The organism is Symmachiella dynata (assembly GCF_007747995.1).
Classification (GTDB): domain Bacteria; phylum Planctomycetota; class Planctomycetia; order Planctomycetales; family Planctomycetaceae; genus Symmachiella; species Symmachiella dynata.
Genome location: NZ_CP036276.1, coordinates 6257847 through 6277577 on the forward strand (window position 1 = coordinate 6257847; position 19731 = coordinate 6277577).

Genomic DNA, 19731 nt, shown 5'->3' on the forward strand with positions numbered 1-19731 from the left:
ACCCATGAATCTCAGCAACAGATATCTGGGGGTGTGAGCAAAACGGCGCGTGAAAACGCCCCCGCAGGTCAACTTTATTAGAGATGTGCATGATAAAAAATGCCGGAACGATAGCAAACTAGCGGGCCGACCAACGACTCCGATGCGGAACCGCTCGAAATTTACCGAATCGAATCACGATTGGATTTCAGGCAATTGCGACAGGGGGTTCCTTGCGTGTGAAGCAAATCCAGCAATAATAGCCAGCATTGATAAACAATGATGCGATTCTCCCGTCGGCAGCGTGATGCGACGGAAATCACCAGACAACCTATGATCCAGGAGCAGTGACCGGTTATGGCGGACGTGGCAAAACTGGCAAGTGATGCATTGACTGCGGGCGGCGGAATTTTTCGATTGGCACCGAACTGGGTTCCCCGGTCGTTTCTGCAGCCGGGACGCCGCTTGAAACTGCACCCGGCCGATTATTATGCACTGGGCATGAATCGCGGCGGCATCGACGAACGCTGGTTCGGCTCCACCACTCCCGCCGCCAACGAAGGGGCTCCCCCCGATGAAGGTTTGAGTTACATCGAATTCGAAGGCTCACGCTTCACGTTGCGTGATGCGGTCGCCGAATTGGGGGCCACGATCGTAGGTGATTCGATCTGGGACAAGTATTCCCGCTGGCCCGTCTACTCGAAGTTTTTCGACAACATGGGACCGATTCCGCACCACATGCACCAAAACGAGGAGCAAGCAGCGCTCGTCGGACAGGAAGGCAAACCGGAGTCGTATTACTTCCCGCCGCAAATGAACGCCATCGGCGATAATTTCCCGTATACCTTCATGGGCCTGGAGCCGGGAACAACCAAGCAGGACGTGATCGATTGTCTGTCCCGTTGGAATGATGGCGACAACGGCATTTTGGATCTCTCGAAAGCGTATCGCCTCAAACCGGGCACCGGCTGGTTGATTCCGCCATGTGTGCTGCATGCACCGGGAAGTCTGGTGACGTATGAGCCGCAATGGGGCAGCGACGTGTTTGGCATGTATCAATCGCTGGTCGAAGGCCGCGAAGTGCCTTGGTCGCTGTTGACGAAAGACTTCCCCGAAGAGAAGCACAACGACCTGGAATACCTGGTCGAGGCACTCGATTGGGAACAGAACGTCGACACACACTTTAAGGACAACCATTACCTAGAACCGATTCCGGTAGCCGACACTGCCGCCGACGGATATGTCGACCGCTGGATTGTGTACGGCGATGTGAATGGAAAACAGTGCTTCACCGCTAAAGAGTTAACCGTTGATCCCGGCGCGAAATTGACGCTCAAGGACACCGGCGCTTATGGCTGGATCACCGTTCAAGGAGAAGGCCACATTGGCAAACTGCGGTTGCAAACGCCGGCAATGATCCGGTTTGGGCAAATGACCGAAGACGAAGTCTTCGTCACCGCCTCAGCCGCCGCCGAGGGTGTCGTGGTAGAAAACACCGGCAGCGAGCCGCTGGTCTCACTACGCTACTTCGGCCCCGATGCTAACCCGACCGCTCCAGCCGTTGGGGATCACAAGAAACGCTAATCACGTCGGCCGACAGAGGTCATCGCGCACGACCGCAAGCGGTCGGTTTGGGAAATGTCGTTTACGCACAATTAAAAAAAGGGAACACCACATATGAAACGCACGTCAATCGGATCATGGGCCTACACGATCGGACCCTATGCCGACAATCCTGTCGACTTTGAGACCGTTTGCACCAAACTCAAGGAACTCGGATTCGACGGCGTCGAATTGGGTGGATTTCCCCCGCATCCCAATCCAGATGACTTGCCGGAAAAATCGCAGCGTGATGAACTCGTTGGCAAGATGAAAGAATGGGGACTCGACTTCAGCGGGTTGGCCGCCAATCTGTGGGGCGAGGAGCTGATCAATACGGCTGACCAGTCGAAATACATCGCCGAATTCGCCAAGAACGCCCAATTCTGCGAGGACGTGGGCATTAAAGGGATTCGTGTCGATTGCGTACAACCACCGACCATTCTGGATGACGTCGACTACGACACGGCGTTTCAGCGTGTGACCGAAACCTGGAAAAAGTGCTGCCCGATCGCCGCCGATCACGGTCTGTACATCACCTGGGAATGCGAACCGGGGTTTGCGTTTAATAAACCGTCGGATGCGGTGAAGATCCTCGATGCGATTCCGAACGAGAATTTCGGTCTGCAATACGATACCTGTCACGGTCAAATGGTGGCCGTCAACGGGTCGCGGCATTATGGTGAAAAAGAGATTTTGCCGGGCGGACAATTGGAGTTCATCAGCATGGTCTCGGGCCGGATCAATCACATTCACCTGATCGATTCGGACAACAAATGCCACAAGGACGACAACGGCGAAGACGAAACGAGCAGCCATCCGCCATTCGGCGACGGCGTGTTGGATTTCGACGAAATCGTGCCCGCCCTGGCGAAAGAAAAATTGCCACACGACTGGTGGACGATCGACCTCTGTTTCTGGCCCAACGCCTGGGACGCCACCGCCAAATGCAAAAAGGCACTGGACGAATTGGTCGCCAAATACGGTTGAGCACGGCTCAATCCATCACAGCGAGAATCCCCGTAAACGGGGATCTGGCCTCATGTCACGGTCACGTATACCCCGCCGTAAACGGCGGGGCTAATACCGCTGGCGCGGGCAAGCCCGGTGAACCGGGCTGTTGGCGGCCGGTGGCCTGAATTTGAAATCGTTAATACCGAATACATTCGTCAACCAATATTGATCGACAGGAGACGTCAGATACGCCGGGGATGTGTCTGACAACCTACGGATTTGACAACAGTCCCGTTTACGGGACTTGGCCGCGATAGCGGTCATAGCCCCGCCATTTATGGCGGGGTTGTCTGTGGACAGAACCATTCTGGGGAGCCTCGTTTACGGGGCTTCTCGCCGTAACGGCTTTAGCCCTTGCTCGCGGGGGAAATCGGCATGTCGCGGAATTTTTACAGCGAGATCAATCTGCACATCGTCTGGCATACGAAACAGAGTCGCCCATTGCTGTCACTGGAAATCGAAACCGCAACGCACGCATTTTTGCGAAAGCGCTTGGTCGATTCGGAGGGCGTGTACGTCCACGAGATCGGTGGAACAGAAAATCACGTACATATTTGTTTGACTGTGCTGCCGACGGTATTGGTTAGCGAATTGATCGGGCAACTCAAAGGGGCCTCGGCCCACGAGATGAATCAGAATCAGCCGACACGGGACAAGGTCCTGCAGTGGCAATCGGGCTACGGAGTCGTTAGTTTTGGAACCAAGGATCTGCCCTGGGTCCGCGAATATATACGGAATCAAAAACAGCATCATGCGGCAGGGAGCGTGCATGAGCGTTTGGAACGGATGACGCAGGATTGAGAGCACGGCTCAAGCCATCACAGCGAGAATCCCCGTAAACGGGGATCGAGGTACACGCCAAACCATCGATTACCCCGCCGTAAACGGCGGGGCTAATACCGCTATCGCGGGTAAGCCCGGTGAACCGGGCTGTAAAACGGATTATAACAGTGGAATCACTCGTTTACATTGACTGATTGTTTCAACAAACCTAGCACCACCACACAACGAGAGCACAGCCATGACCAAACCGTTGAATATTGGCCTGATCGGCTACGGATTTATGGGCCGGACGCATTCCAATGCGTATCGACAGGTCAGCAAGTTTTTTGATCTGGAGTATCAACCGGTTCTCAAAGCGTGTTGCGCCCGCAATGAGGAAAAGATCAAAGAGTTCGCGGAAAACTGGGGTTGGGAATCCTATGAGACCGATTGGCGGAAACTGATTGCCCGCGATGACATCGATGCGATCGACATCGGCTCGCCGAACAATACGCATTACGAAATGGCACTTGCCGCTGCTGAAGCGGGGAAAATGATTCTCTGTGAGAAGCCGCTGGCGATGGATGTGGCGCAGGCCGAAGCGATGACCGCTGCCGTGGAAAAAGCGGGCGTGGCCAATATGGTTTGGTACAACTACCGCCGCGTCCCGGCCATTACGCTCGCTCACCAACTGGTCAAAGAAGGCCGCATAGGTCGACCGTTTCATTATCGCGCGACCTATCTGCAGGACTGGACGATCGCCGAAGACGTTCCGCAAGGAGGAGCGACGTTATGGCGGTTGGATGCGGCTGTTGCCGGGAGCGGCGTGACGGGGGACCTGTTGGCCCACTCGATCGATACGGCGATTTGGCTCAACGGCCCGATCACCTCAGTCAGTGCTGCTACGGAAACGTTCGTCAAAGAACGGATGCATCAGGACACGGGCGAAATGCAACCGGTCAGCATCGACGATGCCTGCATGTTTCTGGCGCGTTTTGAAAACGGCTCGATGGGGACCTTTGAGAGTTCGCGTTATGCACGCGGCCGTAAGAATTACAACACGTTCGAAATGAACGGCGAAGATGGTTCGGTCTTCTTCGATCTGGAAGACCCGCAGATTTTGCAATTCTTCGAATACGCCAATCCCACCACCGGCAAGAAAGTCGAAGACCACTTGACCGGTTGGCGGCGGATTCACGTGACGAACTTTGAGCATCCCTACATGGACCGCTGGTGGGTGCCGGGTTGCACGATCGGCTACGAACACACCTTCACCAACGCCCTGTCCGATTTCCTCAAAGGTCTGGAAACCGGCGAACCAGCGCAACCCACCTTCCGCGATGCCTTGCAAACACAAAAAGTCTGCGATGCCGTGCTGGAAAGCGCCCGGGAACGGATTTGGATTGATATCAACTAGCGTGGGTATTCACCACGGAGGCGGAAAAAGGCTGTAGGCTTTAGTCCGTAGACCTTAGGAAAAAACAGAGGCAATTCTGCCTACAGTCTAAAGCCTAAGGTCTACAGTCTTTTTAACTCCGTGCCCTCCGTGTCTCCGTGGTGATTTTCAACGCTCAGTCCAATCGCTTGATCGCGATGTTGCGGAATTCGACGGGGTCCTTGTGGCCGGTTAAACCGAAGTAGCCCGTGGTGCGGTCTTTGCCGGGATGCTCGGTGTCGTCTTTGAACTCCGTGACTTGGCTGACGTCGCCGTCGACGATCACCGTACCGTTGAGTTCGACTTTGATCTTCGAACCCTTGACGGTCACTTCTTCATAGTTCCATTCGCCAACCGGTCGCAAGTAGCCGCGATGGGCGGGGATCATGCCGTAGACGGACCCGTTGTATTGCCGCGGGTCGAGTTTGGCGTATTTCTCAGCTGTATCATCCAGGATTTGAATTTCGGTCATCCCGACCGTCGAAGCTTGCCCTTTGCCCGGGTAGCGAATCGCCAAGCCATTATTGCCGCCGGGGGGGAGTTTGAATTCGATGCGGGCGACAAAATCGCCGTATTCCTCTTCGGTGAAGAGCACACTCCCCGCTCCTTCTTTGCAGCGTAGCGTGCCGTCGATGACTTCGTAGCTATCCAAAGCGCCGGTCCAACCGGTCAGGTCCTTGCCGTTAAACAGCGACGTAAAACCTTGGGCTTCGTCGTCGCCACGGAGGATTTCGTTGGCCTCTTCGCCGGGGATGTCCCGCACGGCGATATTCCGCCAACGGATTTCGCCACCATGAGTTTGCAGGTGAATCGGTCCGCGTGCGGGCAGCGGTTTTTTGCGGTCTTTGTCCCAATAGTTTTCCATGATGGCATTCTCGACGACAAGTTTGTCGTTGAGATACACCCAGGTGCGGCTGCCGATTTGCCGGATGCGGAACTGGTTCCATTCGCCGAACGGCCGGTCGGCCAACACGAGCGGAAGTTGGCCCGGTGTATTGGCGCGGTTGTTGAACAGCCCGCCGGAACCTTTGTCGGCATTACGATCCCACTTGCCACCCTCTTCGGTATAGTCCCAAATTTGCACCTGTGGAGCGCCGCGTAGATAAATGCCGCTGTCTGCCTTCGCCACGGTTTTGTAGTCGATTAGAAAATCGATGTCGCCATATTCCTCATCGGTGGTCGCGTACGGTCCGTGTCCGTCATTGACCAGTTCGCCGTTGTCCACACTCCAATGAGCGAGGAACTCCGCTTGTTGTGCCTCAATGGCTGCTTTTTTTTCCTCGGCGGGCGCTTTGGCCGTTTGGTGCGGATTGTCACCATGCCAACCGGTCAGATCTTTACCGTTGAATATTGCCCGGAACCCTTTGGGGGTGACCGGCTCAGCGGCCAATGCGCCGCCGCAAATGATTGCCGTTACGGCCAACACCGATGTCCATCCACTGAAACGTTTCATCTCAAACAGCCTTTCGAATTCTAGTTGCAGTACGTCCGCGTTTGTTTCGTCATCATCCGCAGATTGAGGAGGCGGATGTGTTCTATTGATTGCGCTTTAGGGTGAGCTATTTTCGGCAGGGACGTCTTTCGTCCTACGCGAGAAAGGTGCGTCGCGACGCACCCTACTTTTAGGTGAGGCTCCAGCCTTTGCGGTAGTCGCGATGGATATACCGTTCGGCTTCGGGGGCGTTGGTGGCTCGCATGTTCTCCGCGTCCCATTGCAATTTTTTACCGGTGCGGAAAGCGACGTTGCCTAAATGGTTGGCTTCGGTCAGCCAGCCGGCGTATTCGAAGTTGCAGGTCGTCGGCTCGCCCGTTTTGCAGGCGTGGATCCATTCACCGTAATGGCCGCGGGACTTGGGAATCGATTGTTCCGGCGGAGTAAAACCGGCGAACTGTTCTTCGGGAAGCAAGACATGCTTGCCGTAATCGGACAGCAGCATCCCTTTGTCTCCCACGAACAACACGCCGCTGCTCCAACGAGGGATTTGTTCCTCATGCCACATTTGCGGCTTGTAGGTGCCTTGATACCACGAGACCCGCACGGGTGGTAGATCGCCGCGTGCTCCGTATTCGTAGACCGCTTGCATCGAGGCGGGAGCGATTTCCGGATGCGGTTGGGGACCGCTGGCTTCGATTGTCAGTGGGTGGTCGAGATTTAAAGCCCAAAACGGCAGGTCGATCCAATGGCTCCCCAAGTCCGACATTGTGCCGTTTCCAAAGTCCCACCAGCGGTACCATTTGGGGCCGGGAAAATAGGTCGAGTGAAAATCGCGTTTGGGAGCCGGTCCCAGCCACAAATCCCAATTCAACCCCGTCGGCACTTCCTCGGTTGTGAGCGGCCGTTCAGCAATGGCGTAGGGATCGCCCGCTTCTTGCCCCGCTTCTAGGCTATCATGCCGCCCCCACGCCCGCGAAACCCAGACGTGTACTTCACTCACGTCGCCAATCGCACCGGTTTGGATCAACTCCACGACGCGGCGATAGTTGTCGCCCGCGTGGATCTGTGTTCCCATTTGCGTTGCGACATTCGCGCGCCCGGCCGCCTCGCGAATTTTGCGGGCTTCCGCGATGTTGTAGGTCAGCGGTTTTTCGCAATAGACATGCTTGCCCAGTTGCAACGCCGGCAGCGTGGCGAATGCGTGCGTGTGCTCGCAGGTGCTGACCACAACGGCATCAAATTTGTTGGGATCCTCGTAGATCTTACGAAAATCGGTGAACTTCGCCGCCTGCGGATGTTTCTTAGCGGCGGCGTTCAGGTTGTTTTCGTTCACGTCGCATAGGGCAACGATGTTTTCTGATTTGACGCCGTTCAGATTGGCACCGCCGCGACCGCCGGACCCGACGATGGCGATGTTCAGCCGTTCATTCAAATTCCGCGCCCGCAAAATGGCCGGGGCGGCAAATGTGGCGGCTCCGGTTGCGAGCGCTGTTCCTAAAAAACGCCGCCGCGTGACCGCACTGCTACCGGATTGTTGATTGTCTTGCATCTGTTGTATTCCCTCAAAAGCAAATCGTCGGGATGGATGGAGAGCTTGCCGGTCGTGAGCGGGATACAAACGAATGATCCGCCGAAAACCGATATCACAGCATAACCGACGTTGCTGGTCGAGACTACCTAACGGAGGCTTGAGGCGTGAGGGAATAGGCTTGAGGGTTTGTGGGGGGGACGTCTGTTGCCCTAGTTTTCGAACAGACTGAAAATGATTACGACAACAACGAGCAGGGAAAATATGAGGACCCCGGCGATTCCAAGACGAATTGCCATTCGGCGATCACCGTAACTGTCGTACTCAACGGCATCAAGATCTTCGAAGTTTGTCTCGATGCTATCGCGACATTTCCGACAGACTCTTAAAGGGCCGTATTCCTGTTTGAGAAAATCAACGTCGATGTCCGGCGAGTCGAGTTCAAACTGTTCCAGCCACTCTAACTCATCCATCTCACTGACGAACGCATCTCCAGCGGAGAGAGTTTCGCGGCAGAACGCACAACGATATACCTCGCCTTGACTCATGCTCGACACCTTGCCGCGACGCTATGGCGTTTTCGGTTGTTTCAATAATTCCAACAACGCACTGGTCATCGCCGTGACACCGGTGCGCAATGTTTCTTTGGGCTCTGGGTAATACTGCGCCGAATGCAATGAGGGGAGTGGGCGGCCGGCAGATTTGGCTTCGGCCATTCGCGCGGGGTCGATGCTGCCGAGGCGAAACATCATTATGGGAATTCCTGCGCGGCCGTAACGGCTGAAATCTTCACCACCCATCGAGCGGGCCGACTCCAACACGTTTTCCGCTCCCAATGCCTGTTGAAAGACTGGGACGATGCGGTCGACCAGCCGTTCGTTGTTGAAGAGCGACGGTGTGCCCATGTCGTACTTGATCACCGGTTCCGGCGCGCGAAAACTTTTGGCAACTGCCTGCGTTTTGCGGATGATGGCTTCCTTCAAATGTGCGCGGACCGTTTCGCTGTAGCTGCGAATCGTCAATTGCAGATGACAACTGTCGGGGATAATGTTGTGTTTGGTGCCCCCGTGAATCGATCCCACCGTGATCACCGCCGGTTCCAACGGTGCAATTTCGCGACTGACGATGGTTTGCAAATCGACGATCAGATAAGCCGCTAGCACGATCGGGTCGATCGTCCCTTGGGGATACGAACCATGTCCGCCGCGGCCGCGGACGGTGATGTCGCAGCTATCGACATTGGCCAATGAAAACCCGGCCCGGTAGCCAACCTTGCCGGTCTCTAAAAAACTATCGACATGCAGGGCCATCGCATAGTCCGGTCGGGGAAAATGCTTAAACAAACCGTCGTCCAGCATCGCTTTGGCGCCCGCCCCCTTCTCCTCAGCCGGTTGCCCGATCATGACGAGCGTTCCTTGCCACTGATCGCGGTGTGCGGCCATATACCGCGCCACGCCGATGAAATTCGTGATATGAATATCGTGCCCGCAGGCATGCATGACTCCCACCTGCTCGCCGTTTTCGTTCGTGGTTTTCACCTTCGAGGCATAGGGCAGTTCCGTCGCTTCGGTGACCGGCAATCCGTCGAGATCGGCGCGCAACATGACCGTGGGGCCTTTGCCGTTTTTTAGAATGGCGACGATACCATGCCCGCCGACTCCCGTTTCGACTTCTGCGCCGAGGGCTTTGAGTTCCTGGGCCAACTTGGCGGCGGTTTCTTGCTCTTCAAACGAAAGTTCCGGGTGCGCATGAAACTGTTTATAGAGCGCAACCAGTTCGTCGACATGCGCATCGGTCCACGTTTTGACGTCCTCTGCATTGGCTGTGGATGCAGTCGTTACGGCAACGGTCAGTAGTAAAACTGCCATGATCATTCGTTTGAACATGTCTCGTCTCCCTTCGACTCAGTTTGATGGCCCGAACTCGATCCCTTACCCAATATTGCCGCAGTCGGCACAGGTGGGATTGCGTAACAAATTGCGGCGGCGAAATGTCATATCTCGTAGGTCGTAGGTCACCATCCGTCCTGCGAGCGGTTCGCCCAAACCGGAAATGACTTTGATCGCCTCCATGGCGCCCATGCACCCGACAGTTCCTGAGACGGCGCCGAAGACGGGAAATTCCCGCTTCCAGGCCGGCGGTGGTTCGGGATGCAAGCAGCGGAGGCAGGGGGTTTTTCCGGGAATGATGGTGGTGATCTGTCCTTCTAGTTCATACATCGCGCATTCAATCAGTGGCTTGTTTTGCGCCAAGGCTTGCTGGTTCATGGCGAAACGTTCTTCGAACAGCGGCGCGCAATCGACGATCACATCGGCTTGCGCCACGATCCATTCGGCGTTTTCTTCGGAAATGTTTTCGCCAATGGGTTCGATTTCTAGCCGCGGATTGAGTTCCAGCAACCGCTGTGTCGCCGATTCCACCCGCGGTTTGCCCAACCAGTCGTGCGTCATCAACAGTTGTCGATTGAGGTCGCTGTGTTTGACGTTGCCGGCATGTGCCAACACCAACTTGCCAATCCCCGCCGCTGCCAGTTCATAGGCCACGACACTGCCCAGTCCCCCGACCCGGGAGACAAGCACCGAGGCCCCCCGCAGTTTCTCCTGCCCCGCTTCGCCGAAACCGGGCGTCCACATTTGCCACTGATAGGTGGCGCGTTCTTCATCGGTGAGTGGTTGGGATTTGATCATGATCAATGGGGGTGGTGAATTTTCGTGTTGTGCAGCGCGACCCCCCGGCAAAGCCGGGGGCTGGGGGATGCATGTCTCGAATGTGTTTTTTTCCATCAGCCCCCGGCTCCGCCGGGGGGTATGGTCAGACGCCCACCGGTTGTTCGGCGACGGCCGCCAAGTTTCCGTTGGCATCAAATTGCATTTCGCTGGGACCGTCGATGATTTCCAAATCGTCGCGGCTTTTGATCTCAGCCAGATAGGCTTCGCTAACCAGCACTTCGCCGACATGCAATGTGTTGGATATATGAATCACCCGCGCATCCGGCGCATCGGCCAGTCCCGTTGTTGGCAAGGCCGCATCGAGCACTTCGCGGTCGCTGTCATAATGCACCGGAATCATCGCTGCTGAGGGGTGTCCACCGGTGAGCGAGTTGATCGTCGTGATGTTCTGATCGACGCTCTGGACCGTGCGGGAATTCGTAAATTCTGCCAGCCCCAGACCGCAGGCATTGCCGTGCGTTTCGTAGGTTAGCCCCCGCACAAAAATGCGTTTCACGCTGACGTCGTCTTTGTCCGTCGCGCAGTGATCGCTGTATTTGCGGCCGATCACGTTGGTGTCCATGCCCGATCCGCTGATGTCCTTGCCGATTTCATCGATGATCAACAGGCCGACTTTGTCAAACGGCAAACGCGGCATCCATTGTTTGGCCTGTTTGAGCAATTCTTTTTCGCGGCTGACAAAATTCTCCGGCGCCACAGCGGCCAATAGCGCGGTTTGATCGTAGGCATTTTCCACAATCGCCAAACCGGCGACAATGCCGCACTTGTCTAACACCGAATCGGCGACAGCGGTGATGATCTCGCCGAAGCTATAATCCAAAATGGCCCGGTGATAGATCTTGGCTCCCGCATGTTTGCCCAGACCGATCAGCATCATTTTGAGCAATCCGCTCTCGATTTCACCGACAAACCCGGTATGCGGTTTCACGCGTCCGCAGACCAACACATGGTCGGCGTCGTAGGCGTGCTTGTCAAAATGTACGGGAATCCCTTGCGGCGTTTTGTCGACGATGACTGTTTCCATCGACGAGCGGATCTCTGCGCCCGTGTAATCCTCCGTGATCCCATACCCTTCGACGATGCCCCGCTGTCCTTCAGGCGTCCCGCCGCCATGGCTGCCCATCGCCGGCACGATAAACGGAACGGCCCCTAGTGATTTGATATGGTCGACGGCGGCTTTGATGATGACTGCGATATTCGCGATGCCGCGGCTACCAGCGGTAATGGCGACCGTTTCGCCCGGTTTGATTTTCTCCCCCAACTGCAGCGAGGCGAGTTGAGCTTCAACGGTCGCTGGAATATCCTCGACGCACGGGCCCTCAAAGTGTTGCTTAATGCGTAACATCCGCGGATAGGTCATCTGAGTTAACTCCAAGTGTACGAGGGTTGCTGGCAGTGGAGGCTTGGGGGGTAAGGAGTGAGGCTTGAGGGGACAGGCTTGAGAAGTCGTTTCGTCAAGCCTCAAGTCTCAGGACTCTAGCCTCAAGCCTGTCCGTATTGTGATCCCCGCACCGGAATCACGCAACTGATCGGCTGTTGCTGAGCGGATTTCTGATAATTCAGCCTACCTCGTGCGAATTCATCGTGACTTGGCCGGGGCGCTTCGCTTGTCAAACAATGGCCGGCTAGCAGCCCGTTGAAAAGCCGAATCGCATTCAAGAGTCTCGTGCCACGACGACCTTGCCAAGCACTGTTTTGCCGGGCGCACGTTCCGCACTGGCGGACAAGCCGCCAGTGGCACCCTTTTTCAACGTCAGGCTGCTTTGCGTGCGGATGGACGCGCAGGTCCGGCAACCGATTGCGGCGGGTGGAACGGTGATACCTCGTCGATTGCGGCGGAATGACTTCGCTCGATTGAGAGTCTGCCCGTGCGGGACAGCACCTCCGAAACGACGATCGTCAATAACAGCATCAACCGCCCGGACAGCATCATGGCTGAGTTTACGCGGTACGGCCAAAGCCCGACGCGGACGCCCCAACTCCAGACTTCGGATGTCATGAGCATGGGCAGGCACTGACACAACAGGCTCGCCACCAAGAGACTGACCACCAGCCGATTTTGTAGATAGGGTCGCAGATCGTCAAACTTTGCCAAGGCGTAACAAATCAGAATGGTTAGGACGAGGGCCGTTCCCAGCTTACCTGCTGACATATCCACTGAGCGGTACCAAAAGCAACCGGTCAAATAAATCAGCCAACGGTGAAATAAATCACCGCGCAACACCCAGCAGGTCGCCGCTGTCATAAACGATGTCGCAGCCAGTGCGGTAGTGAAGGGTAACAAGAGACTCGGCTGGCCTGCCGGCCAAAAGTAACCGTACAGACTGCCCATGGTGGAGGCGATGGCGATCGCCGGCACAACCAACACCCAGGGGGAGAAGTGCCGCATGACGGCTCGCAAGCGGAGCATGTGCGCGACGACCGAAAACAGGATTCGGCCAACAATGCTGGCTTGCACTTTCGATGCACTCATCCGCATTTTCCTTGCTGAGAACGTTTCCCGCAAAATTGCGTCAGCCGACGAAGTGGGCAGGACCTTGGCCACGGCGACTCGCCCATTCGACTCGCACCGGACACAGCAATCTCGGGGTCCACTGTCACGTGCTCGTAGGTGGGTCAATGATGATGCGGGGGAATCGTACCCGCGATTCCAAAACAGCGGAACCTCAATTGGCGGCCGCCATCTCAAATCCGCCTCCGCTCTAAGGAGCATAGTTGCGCCGCAACCAACATTTGTGCATAATGGGACCAATCCAAACCGCTGGGTGCCAAGCAATTTTCCCGTTTAAGAGCAACATTAGAAACGATGGCCATCCCACTTTTCACTGACGACGATGTGCGGCACAAGCTCGATATGCCGACCGCTATCGAGGTGATGCAGCAAGCCTTTGGGCGACAAGCGGCCGGAACTCTTGCTGCTCCTGCCCGTTTGCAGGCGGACTTGGAGGTGGGCAAGTTGGTCTTCACCACCGGCGCCGCCACCGACATCCCAACATGCCTGGGGTTTCGCGTGTACGATGTGACGCAACTGCATTCGCCCGGTCGCGCTGAATTGACTGCTGTGTTCAATACCGACGATGGCGGCTTGAAAGGCATGGTCGTTGGCCCGTTGTTGGGAGCGTTGCGGACCGGTGCCATTGGGGGCGTGGCGATCAAGTGGCTATCGCGTCCCGACGCGCGGGTCCTGGGCATCCTGGGGAGTGGGTACCAAGCACGAACGCAATTAGAGGCGGCGGTGTCGGTCCGCGAATTTTCGGAAATCCGCGTTTATAGCCGTTCCGCCGAACGCTGTGCTGCGTTTGCGGAGGAAGCGTCGAAAATGACGACCGCGAATGTGCAGCTCTGTCCCTCAGCCCGCGAGGTGGTTGAAGCAGCGGACGTTTTGATTTGCGCTACAGCTAGTAGCGTGCCGGTATTTGATTCCGCCTGGCTGCGCCGTGGCGTGCACATCAACACGATCGGACCCAAATTTCACTCAGCCAGCGAGGTCGAAGCGAGCATTGCGGGAAAATCACAGCGGCTCGTCACCGATTCTCTTGCGCAGGCAGCCGCGTTTGGTGAAGATTTTATTCTGTATGGGAGCGACGACTTCGCCCGATTGACGTCCCTCAGCGATATCATTTCCGGAAACAAACCGGCGCCGCGGGCCGCCGAGGAGATTTCGCTATTTTATTCACTGGGACTGGCGGGAACGGAAGTGCTGTTGGCTAACCGGTTGTTCGAGTTGGCTGCTGCTGCCGACGATTCGCCGCTGGAGTAATATCAACAAGTCACATCACACGATCCACCGCCCAGGCGTAACGGCGGCCCGTTTTGAATTCCTTGTAGTCGGCCTCGGTTGGTTCGTGGATCCGTTCCCGTTTATAAGCCGTGTTGACGGTATCGAGAATCTTGGTGATTTCGGGTTGCGAGTACCCCAGTCCACGAATCTCGAAGTAATCGCCGTTGATATCAAACAGGCAAAACCGGTCGTTCCAAACGCGGACCCTGCGCAGCATCCGCAGTTCACTCCGCGAACGTTTTAAAAACGCAAGGGCATCATCCAGCGTTCCGGATGCGAAATCGTAACTTGCCAACGGTGTGGTTTCGGCCATGGTTCTGCAACTGTGCTTCTCGGACGTTAACATTCCTCCAGGATGGCGAGGCGACCTCCACTACTTATTTTTCTTGTTTTTGTTCTTATTTTTGTTTCGCTTTTTAGCATCCCGTGCCGAGCGGATGATATTGATGACATCTTTGGCGGTCGATTCGACATCGATTTTCTTCACGCCGTCATCCTTTTTCTCGGTCAATCCTCCCACCAATTCGATGACGGAATTCCCGATTGGTTTGGGCTCCTCCAGGGGTTGATTCTTACCGTTGAGCCGACCAGCCAGTTCATCCAAGAGGTCTTGTCCCTCGGCGAATCCGACGATCGGCGCGTCCAAGGTTCCATGCACGACCAAAGTCAAAGGGCGTTGGGTTAATTTCTCCAGAACCGGGACACCGACTGTCATTTGGCTGGGAAGTGCGACTTCGATTTTCAGGTCCAACTGCCGATCCACGCCGACCAATCCGCTGGTGCGTATCACCAGTTCCTCGGAGATGTCCGGCAAGACAAACGCCATCCCTTCGTGGTACACCCCCTCTTTGGCAACGTGAAAATGGACGCGAGAATTTTCTAACACGCGAATCGTTTCCGGCGGCGGTTTGTTGAGCAGGCCGGCGACCAATTTCGTGATCTCGACTAAAATCGGATTTCGCAAATTCGACCGCACATGGTGTAGCGCCACGCTGCCGGTAATCCGCATACGATCATCCGCTTCATCCGTTTCAGTTTGTTCGACAGGAAGCAAAAACTCCTCGATTTCGACAGAGACTTCTCCTTCGACGGTTGCCGCATCGGCCAAAACCGGTGCAACCAGATGCAGGCCGCGGTCGCACAGTTCCGGCGTCAATGCCTGATGGTCCAACACCACGGCGGGGTCGATCACAAGTTCGCGTCCCGATTCCGATCGGCGGAGTCTCAACATCAACGTCACATTATCGACATCGACAATCGATTCGTCGGCATCCACCGTGCTGACCACAATCCCTGCCTTGCTCACAGCAGCCACAAACGTTGATTCTGGTGGATCTCTGTCCTTAACCGCGTCGGCCAAATCGTCGAGCGGTAACTCTTGGCTACCCTGCCGCAATGTGAATTCCAAACGTGGCTGTTCAATTTCAATGCCGCCGATATCGGGCAATGCGAGCAGCAGTCCGAGCAATGAGCGTTCAACCAGCACACGGTCGATCGTGACCAACATTCGATCGTCGTCGCGAACGACTTGCATCTGGTTCAGAGAGGCGCTCGAGGTCCAACCAAACGAAGCGGAACCGACGGAGGCCTGCAACCGTGGATCATCGATCGCGCGATTGACCAACGTATTGCGAAGCGGAGTATTGGCGACAATCGTCGGCAGGCAGGCTATCACCAACACAACCACACCGACAACAGCCAGTCCGATTCGCAACCAGCGTCTTTTCGGTTTTGGCGTCTCTTCGTTCATTGTACCCCATCCTCACAGCGACTTACGTTATTAATCAGGCAACGCACGATTGTAACAGATCGAGGAACCTGCTGGGAATCGTGCATGCGCCCGCCCAGTTACTTTGCCGTATAAGAAATGTTGTCGGAGAGAATTCCCAGCCCGTTAAGGTCGACGCAGTTTCCATAGCCGGACCGGTTTGCAGCGAGTAGCGGCTTTCCGGCATTTTCGTTTTGGAATTAGGTAGCGCCCCACTTTAGAAAAGAGACTGGCAATTCGGTCGGTCATCAAGGGGGGGGGGGCGGAGAGATGCGCAAGTTCATTGGCGAATTCGTATTGGTCTGTCTGATTCTGCAAATGGTGATCCTGGTTCAATTGGACACGCGAACCTCGGATACGAAATCAGGAGCTGGAGCTATCACCACTGCGCCCGCCCCCCGCTACGTCCAGCGCAGCATCGCCCCAGCGGCGGCCTCGTCGTGGGAGGGGAACGAAACATTGACAGATGCGAGCTTCAGTGAGGCGGAATTGCAATCGCACACACGCGTGGCTGGAGAACTCTCCCTGCAAAAGGTGTCGCTACCGGCGACGGTACCAGCCCCTTAAAACGATGCGCAGCGATCATCTGCCGTTGCAGCCCCCTACTGCTGCGGCTTCGAGGGACGGGGAGATTCTGGCCTCGGCTCCCTGCTTTTGGTAATCTATCCGACTCGGCGTCGACTTCACGCCCAATCGCGATAACTTCCCAGATCATGGCTGCGCATGCGTATGATGAAATCCAAACACAGGGTGTGGGCGGCATTATTATTATTGGCCCCCCTGACAGCAACAGCGGATGAACCGGCAGCGAAACCAACGGCCGAGGCGCCGTTTGGCTTGCCGCAACGTCAACAATGGACCACGTCCCGCATCACCGGTTCTCCCGAGCCGCCCCAACCGTACACCGTGGAGCGGGTCTTTCCGGAGTTGTCGTTTGAAAATCCAGTCGAATTGACGCCGGCGCCGGGTAGCGACCGTCTCTTCCTGCTGGAATTGCACGGCAAGATCTACTCGTTTCCCAACCGCGATGACGTCGAAAAACCGGACTTGGTGGTTGATTTGCACAAGACGCTCACCAAAGCAGGCAATTTCTACGGTTTGGAATTTCATCCTGATTTTGAGCAGAATCGTTACTGCTATGTCTGTTACGTCATTGGTTCAAACATTCCGGACGGCTCGCACGTTTCGCGGTTCACAGTGAGCGATACCGATCCGCCCACGATTGATCCGGCCAGTGAAAAGCCGATCATCACCTGGCCCTCGGGGGGACACAACGGAGGGTGTTTGAAGTTCGGTCACGATGGGTATCTGTATGTCTCCACGGGTGACGGTACGGGACCGAATCCGCCGGACATACTGAAAACCGGACAGGATATTAGTGACCTGTTGTCGTCGGTGTTGCGGATCGATGTCGATCAGGCGGCCGAGGGCAAGGGATATGCGATTCCGGCGGACAATCCATTTGTTGACATCGAAGATGCGCGGCCGGAAATTTGGGCGTATGGATTTCGCAATCCCTGGAAGATGAATTTCGACACGCGTAGCGGGCGATTGTGGATGGGCGATGTGGGCTGGGAATTGTGGGAGATGGTTTACCACGTCCGTCGCGGCGGAAATTATGGCTGGAGCGCCGTGGAAGGTCCGCAACCGATTCACACAAGCGTCGACCGCGGTCCGTCGCCGATTTCTCCGCCGACCGTTGCGCATCCGCACTCCGAATCCGCTTCGATCACTGGCGGTCATGTGTATCACGGCACGCGATTGGGGGAACTCTCCGGCAAGTATCTGTACGGCGATTTCGAAACCGGAAAAATGTGGGCTGTGGGATACGATGGCGAACGGGTCACCTCGCAAGAGGAGATCGCCGATACGACACTCAAACTGGTCTGTTTCGGAACCGATCATGCAAGTGAATTTTACGTCGTGGGATATACCCCCGGTGAGATCTATCGCTTGATCCCCAACCCGGCCGCCCGTTCGCCAGTCGAATTTCCGCATAAACTTAGCGAAACAGGATTGTTGCATTCGGTGGCCGACCATATTCCAGCGGAGGGGGTGATCCCGTATTCCATCAACGCCGAAGCATGGGCCGATGGCGCAACGGCACAGCGCTATGTCGCAATACCGGGCGACGGCACGGTCACCACCAAAAGCAGTCCGTGGGTTTTTCCCAAAGATTCCGTTTTGGCGAAGACAATTTCACTCGACATGCAACCGGGCAGTGACAATGGCCGCCGCCGCATTGAGACGCAGATTCTGCATTACGACGGCAGTGCCTGGCAGGGATACAGCTATCGTTGGAATCCGGAACAGACCGACGCAACGTTAGTCGCCGCTGAGGGCGTGGATGTGCCATTGGACATTCAGGACCCGACCGCTCCTGGTGGACACCGGCAACAGACGTGGCATTTCTCCAGCCGGACGGAGTGCATGCGCTGCCACAATCCCTGGGCGGGAAACGCGTTGGCGTTCAATGCGCCTCAATTGAATCGACAACATCATTATGAAGCGGCGGCTGATAACCAACTTCGCTCGTTCGCGCATGTGGATTTGCTCGACCAGGATTTGTCGGAGCCGACTGACAAACCTGTCCTCGTTAATCCCCACGATCCGGCGGCCGATCAGAATTTGCGCGCGCGGTCGTATCTGCATACGAACTGTGCGCATTGCCACCGTATGCATGCGGGGAGTTCAGTCCTCTCCAAAATGCAATACGATTTGGAATTGCCAAAGACGACCATGCTCAACGAGCGTCCCTCGCAAGGGACATTCAGCATACCGACCGCGCGGGTGATTGCTCCCGGTGATCCGTACCGGTCGGTCCTGTGGTACCGCATGTCCAAATTGGGACGAGGACGTATGCCGCACATCGGTTCCACGATGGTGGATGACGCTGGAGTGGAGCTGATCTACGATTGGATTTCACAATTACCAGCAACGACCGATAGCGAATCCCCCGCTACAGCGACGGATAATCTCCTGGCTGCTGTCAATAACAGTGATGCGACGACTGACCAACAAGCCGTCGCCGTGACGCAACTGCTCTCAACAACGACAGGCGCACTTCGCGCGCTGCGTGCGGTGCAACAGTCGTCGCTGGATGAAACGGTGCGCCGCAACATCATCGAACAGGCTCTTGCGCATTCCGACAGCCAAGTCCGCGATCTGTTTGAACGGTTTCTGCCGGAGGAACAGCGTGTGAAGCGGTTGGGGAGCATTATCAAACCCGAACAAATCCTCGCCCTAAAGGGGGATGCGAATCGTGGGCGCATGTTGTTTGAAAAAAATGCGAGTGTGACCTGTCGTAACTGCCACCGCATCGACAAAACCGGCGAAATGCTGGGGCCGGATCTACGCAAGGTCGCCCAGAAGAAGACCGCTGCGCAACTTTTAGAAGGGATGCTCAGTCCCTCGACCAAGATCGAACCTGAGTTTGCTACGTTCCTGATCGAAACAATAAAGGGCCGCGTGTTTACGGGAATTGTCGTCAGCAAAACGGACAGCGAAATTGTGCTAAAGGACGCCTCGCTCAAGGAAACGCGCGTGCCGGTCGAGCAGGTGGAATTGATGGAGCAACAGACGACTTCGCTCATGCCCGATCTTCTATTGCGGGACATGACCGCTCAAGAAGTCGCCGATTTACTGGCTTATTTTACGTCGCTCAAATAACCGAGGCGGACGACACCGCGCATTTCAGGGAA

At 56.0% G+C, this 19731-nt stretch carries 16 protein-coding genes; 7 read left to right on the forward strand and 9 right to left on the reverse strand.

From position 1 onward, the window contains the following. Window positions 1-336 precede the first annotated feature (336 nt). From Mal52_RS23780 to Mal52_RS23795, 4 genes are all read left to right on the forward strand, one after another. On the forward strand, window positions 337-1563 hold the full coding sequence (locus Mal52_RS23780) for a cupin domain-containing protein (protein ID WP_145379008.1): 1227 nt from the start codon (window positions 337-339) through the stop codon (window positions 1561-1563). A 93-nt stretch (window positions 1564-1656) separates the two neighbouring features. Next, window positions 1657-2568, forward strand: coding sequence for a sugar phosphate isomerase/epimerase family protein (locus Mal52_RS23785; protein ID WP_145379009.1), 912 nt, complete (start codon window positions 1657-1659; stop codon window positions 2566-2568). 399 nt (window positions 2569-2967) lie between these two features. Beyond that, on the forward strand, window positions 2968-3393 hold the full coding sequence (gene tnpA, locus Mal52_RS23790) for an IS200/IS605 family transposase (protein ID WP_145379010.1): 426 nt from the start codon (window positions 2968-2970) through the stop codon (window positions 3391-3393). A gap of 220 nt (window positions 3394-3613) precedes the next feature. After that, window positions 3614-4771: a Gfo/Idh/MocA family protein gene (locus Mal52_RS23795; protein ID WP_145379011.1), complete on the forward strand. Its 1158-nt coding sequence runs from the start codon at window positions 3614-3616 to the stop codon at window positions 4769-4771. Window positions 4772-4925: 154 nt separating this feature from the next. Here the strand turns inward: Mal52_RS23795 and Mal52_RS23800 are convergent, their stop codons facing one another. From Mal52_RS23800 to Mal52_RS23830, 7 genes are all read right to left on the reverse strand, one after another. Next, entirely contained in the window at window positions 4926-6242 is a 1317-nt protein-coding gene (locus Mal52_RS23800) for a 3-keto-disaccharide hydrolase (RefSeq protein ID WP_145379012.1), read from the reverse strand. Window positions 6243-6411: 169 nt separating this feature from the next. Next, entirely contained in the window at window positions 6412-7773 is a 1362-nt protein-coding gene (locus Mal52_RS23805) for a Gfo/Idh/MocA family protein (protein ID WP_145379013.1), read from the reverse strand. Window positions 7774-7964: 191 nt separating this feature from the next. After that, entirely contained in the window at window positions 7965-8300 is a 336-nt protein-coding gene (locus Mal52_RS23810) for a hypothetical protein (protein ID WP_145379014.1), read from the reverse strand. A gap of 21 nt (window positions 8301-8321) precedes the next feature. Beyond that, complete coding sequence (locus tag Mal52_RS23815) at window positions 8322-9638, reverse strand: amidohydrolase (RefSeq protein WP_145379015.1); 1317 nt, start codon at window positions 9636-9638, stop codon at window positions 8322-8324. 45 nt (window positions 9639-9683) lie between these two features. Continuing rightward, window positions 9684-10535, reverse strand: a complete 852-nt coding sequence (locus tag Mal52_RS23820; RefSeq protein WP_231962429.1) for a HesA/MoeB/ThiF family protein — start codon at window positions 10533-10535, stop codon at window positions 9684-9686. A 28-nt stretch (window positions 10536-10563) separates the two neighbouring features. Continuing rightward, window positions 10564-11841 (reverse strand): nickel pincer cofactor-dependent isomerase, group 22, encoded by a 1278-nt coding sequence (locus Mal52_RS23825; protein ID WP_145379016.1) that lies wholly within the window; start codon window positions 11839-11841, stop codon window positions 10564-10566. A 393-nt stretch (window positions 11842-12234) separates the two neighbouring features. After that, entirely contained in the window at window positions 12235-12954 is a 720-nt protein-coding gene (locus tag Mal52_RS23830; protein WP_145379017.1) for a hypothetical protein, read from the reverse strand. A gap of 333 nt (window positions 12955-13287) precedes the next feature. Here Mal52_RS23830 and Mal52_RS23835 point away from each other — a divergent pair, with 333 nt between their 5' ends. Then, window positions 13288-14241 carry an ornithine cyclodeaminase family protein gene (locus Mal52_RS23835; RefSeq protein WP_145379018.1) on the forward strand — a complete coding sequence of 318 codons (954 nt, stop codon included), beginning with the start codon at window positions 13288-13290 and terminating at the stop codon, window positions 14239-14241. Window positions 14242-14251: 10 nt separating this feature from the next. Here the strand turns inward: Mal52_RS23835 and Mal52_RS23840 are convergent, their stop codons facing one another. After that, entirely contained in the window at window positions 14252-14575 is a 324-nt protein-coding gene (locus Mal52_RS23840) for a hypothetical protein (protein ID WP_145379019.1), read from the reverse strand. A gap of 60 nt (window positions 14576-14635) precedes the next feature. Next, complete coding sequence (locus Mal52_RS23845; RefSeq protein ID WP_145379020.1) at window positions 14636-16012, reverse strand: hypothetical protein; 1377 nt, start codon at window positions 16010-16012, stop codon at window positions 14636-14638. 288 nt (window positions 16013-16300) lie between these two features. On the opposite strand from Mal52_RS23845, the gene Mal52_RS23850 reads away from it, so the two are divergent. Beyond that, window positions 16301-16597 carry a hypothetical protein gene (locus tag Mal52_RS23850; RefSeq protein ID WP_145379021.1) on the forward strand — a complete coding sequence of 99 codons (297 nt, stop codon included), beginning with the start codon at window positions 16301-16303 and terminating at the stop codon, window positions 16595-16597. A gap of 162 nt (window positions 16598-16759) precedes the next feature. Then, window positions 16760-19699, forward strand: a complete 2940-nt coding sequence (locus tag Mal52_RS23855) for a PQQ-dependent sugar dehydrogenase (RefSeq protein WP_197534422.1) — start codon at window positions 16760-16762, stop codon at window positions 19697-19699. Window positions 19700-19731: the final 32 nt, after the last annotated feature.

Excerpts from the sequence above, each read along its gene's own strand:
- Mal52_RS23780 (WP_145379008.1), top strand. The coding sequence starts at position 337 with ATGGCGGACGTGGCAAAACTGGCAAGTGATGCATTGACTGCGGGCGGC.
- Mal52_RS23785 (WP_145379009.1), top strand. The coding sequence starts at position 1,657 with ATGAAACGCACGTCAATCGGATCATGGGCCTACACGATCGGACCCTAT.
- tnpA (WP_145379010.1), top strand. The coding sequence starts at position 2,968 with ATGTCGCGGAATTTTTACAGCGAGATCAATCTGCACATCGTCTGGCAT.
- Mal52_RS23795 (WP_145379011.1), top strand. The coding sequence starts at position 3,614 with ATGACCAAACCGTTGAATATTGGCCTGATCGGCTACGGATTTATGGGC.
- Mal52_RS23800 (WP_145379012.1), bottom strand. The coding sequence starts at position 6,242 with ATGAAACGTTTCAGTGGATGGACATCGGTGTTGGCCGTAACGGCAATC.
- Mal52_RS23805 (WP_145379013.1), bottom strand. The coding sequence starts at position 7,773 with ATGCAAGACAATCAACAATCCGGTAGCAGTGCGGTCACGCGGCGGCGT.
- Mal52_RS23810 (WP_145379014.1), bottom strand. The coding sequence starts at position 8,300 with ATGAGTCAAGGCGAGGTATATCGTTGTGCGTTCTGCCGCGAAACTCTC.
- Mal52_RS23815 (WP_145379015.1), bottom strand. The coding sequence starts at position 9,638 with ATGTTCAAACGAATGATCATGGCAGTTTTACTACTGACCGTTGCCGTA.
- Mal52_RS23820 (WP_231962429.1), bottom strand. The coding sequence starts at position 10,535 with ATGGAAAAAAACACATTCGAGACATGCATCCCCCAGCCCCCGGCTTTG.
- Mal52_RS23825 (WP_145379016.1), bottom strand. The coding sequence starts at position 11,841 with ATGACCTATCCGCGGATGTTACGCATTAAGCAACACTTTGAGGGCCCG.
- Mal52_RS23830 (WP_145379017.1), bottom strand. The coding sequence starts at position 12,954 with ATGAGTGCATCGAAAGTGCAAGCCAGCATTGTTGGCCGAATCCTGTTT.
- Mal52_RS23835 (WP_145379018.1), top strand. The coding sequence starts at position 13,288 with ATGGCCATCCCACTTTTCACTGACGACGATGTGCGGCACAAGCTCGAT.
- Mal52_RS23840 (WP_145379019.1), bottom strand. The coding sequence starts at position 14,575 with ATGGCCGAAACCACACCGTTGGCAAGTTACGATTTCGCATCCGGAACG.
- Mal52_RS23845 (WP_145379020.1), bottom strand. The coding sequence starts at position 16,012 with ATGAACGAAGAGACGCCAAAACCGAAAAGACGCTGGTTGCGAATCGGA.
- Mal52_RS23850 (WP_145379021.1), top strand. The coding sequence starts at position 16,301 with ATGCGCAAGTTCATTGGCGAATTCGTATTGGTCTGTCTGATTCTGCAA.
- Mal52_RS23855 (WP_197534422.1), top strand. The coding sequence starts at position 16,760 with ATGATGAAATCCAAACACAGGGTGTGGGCGGCATTATTATTATTGGCC.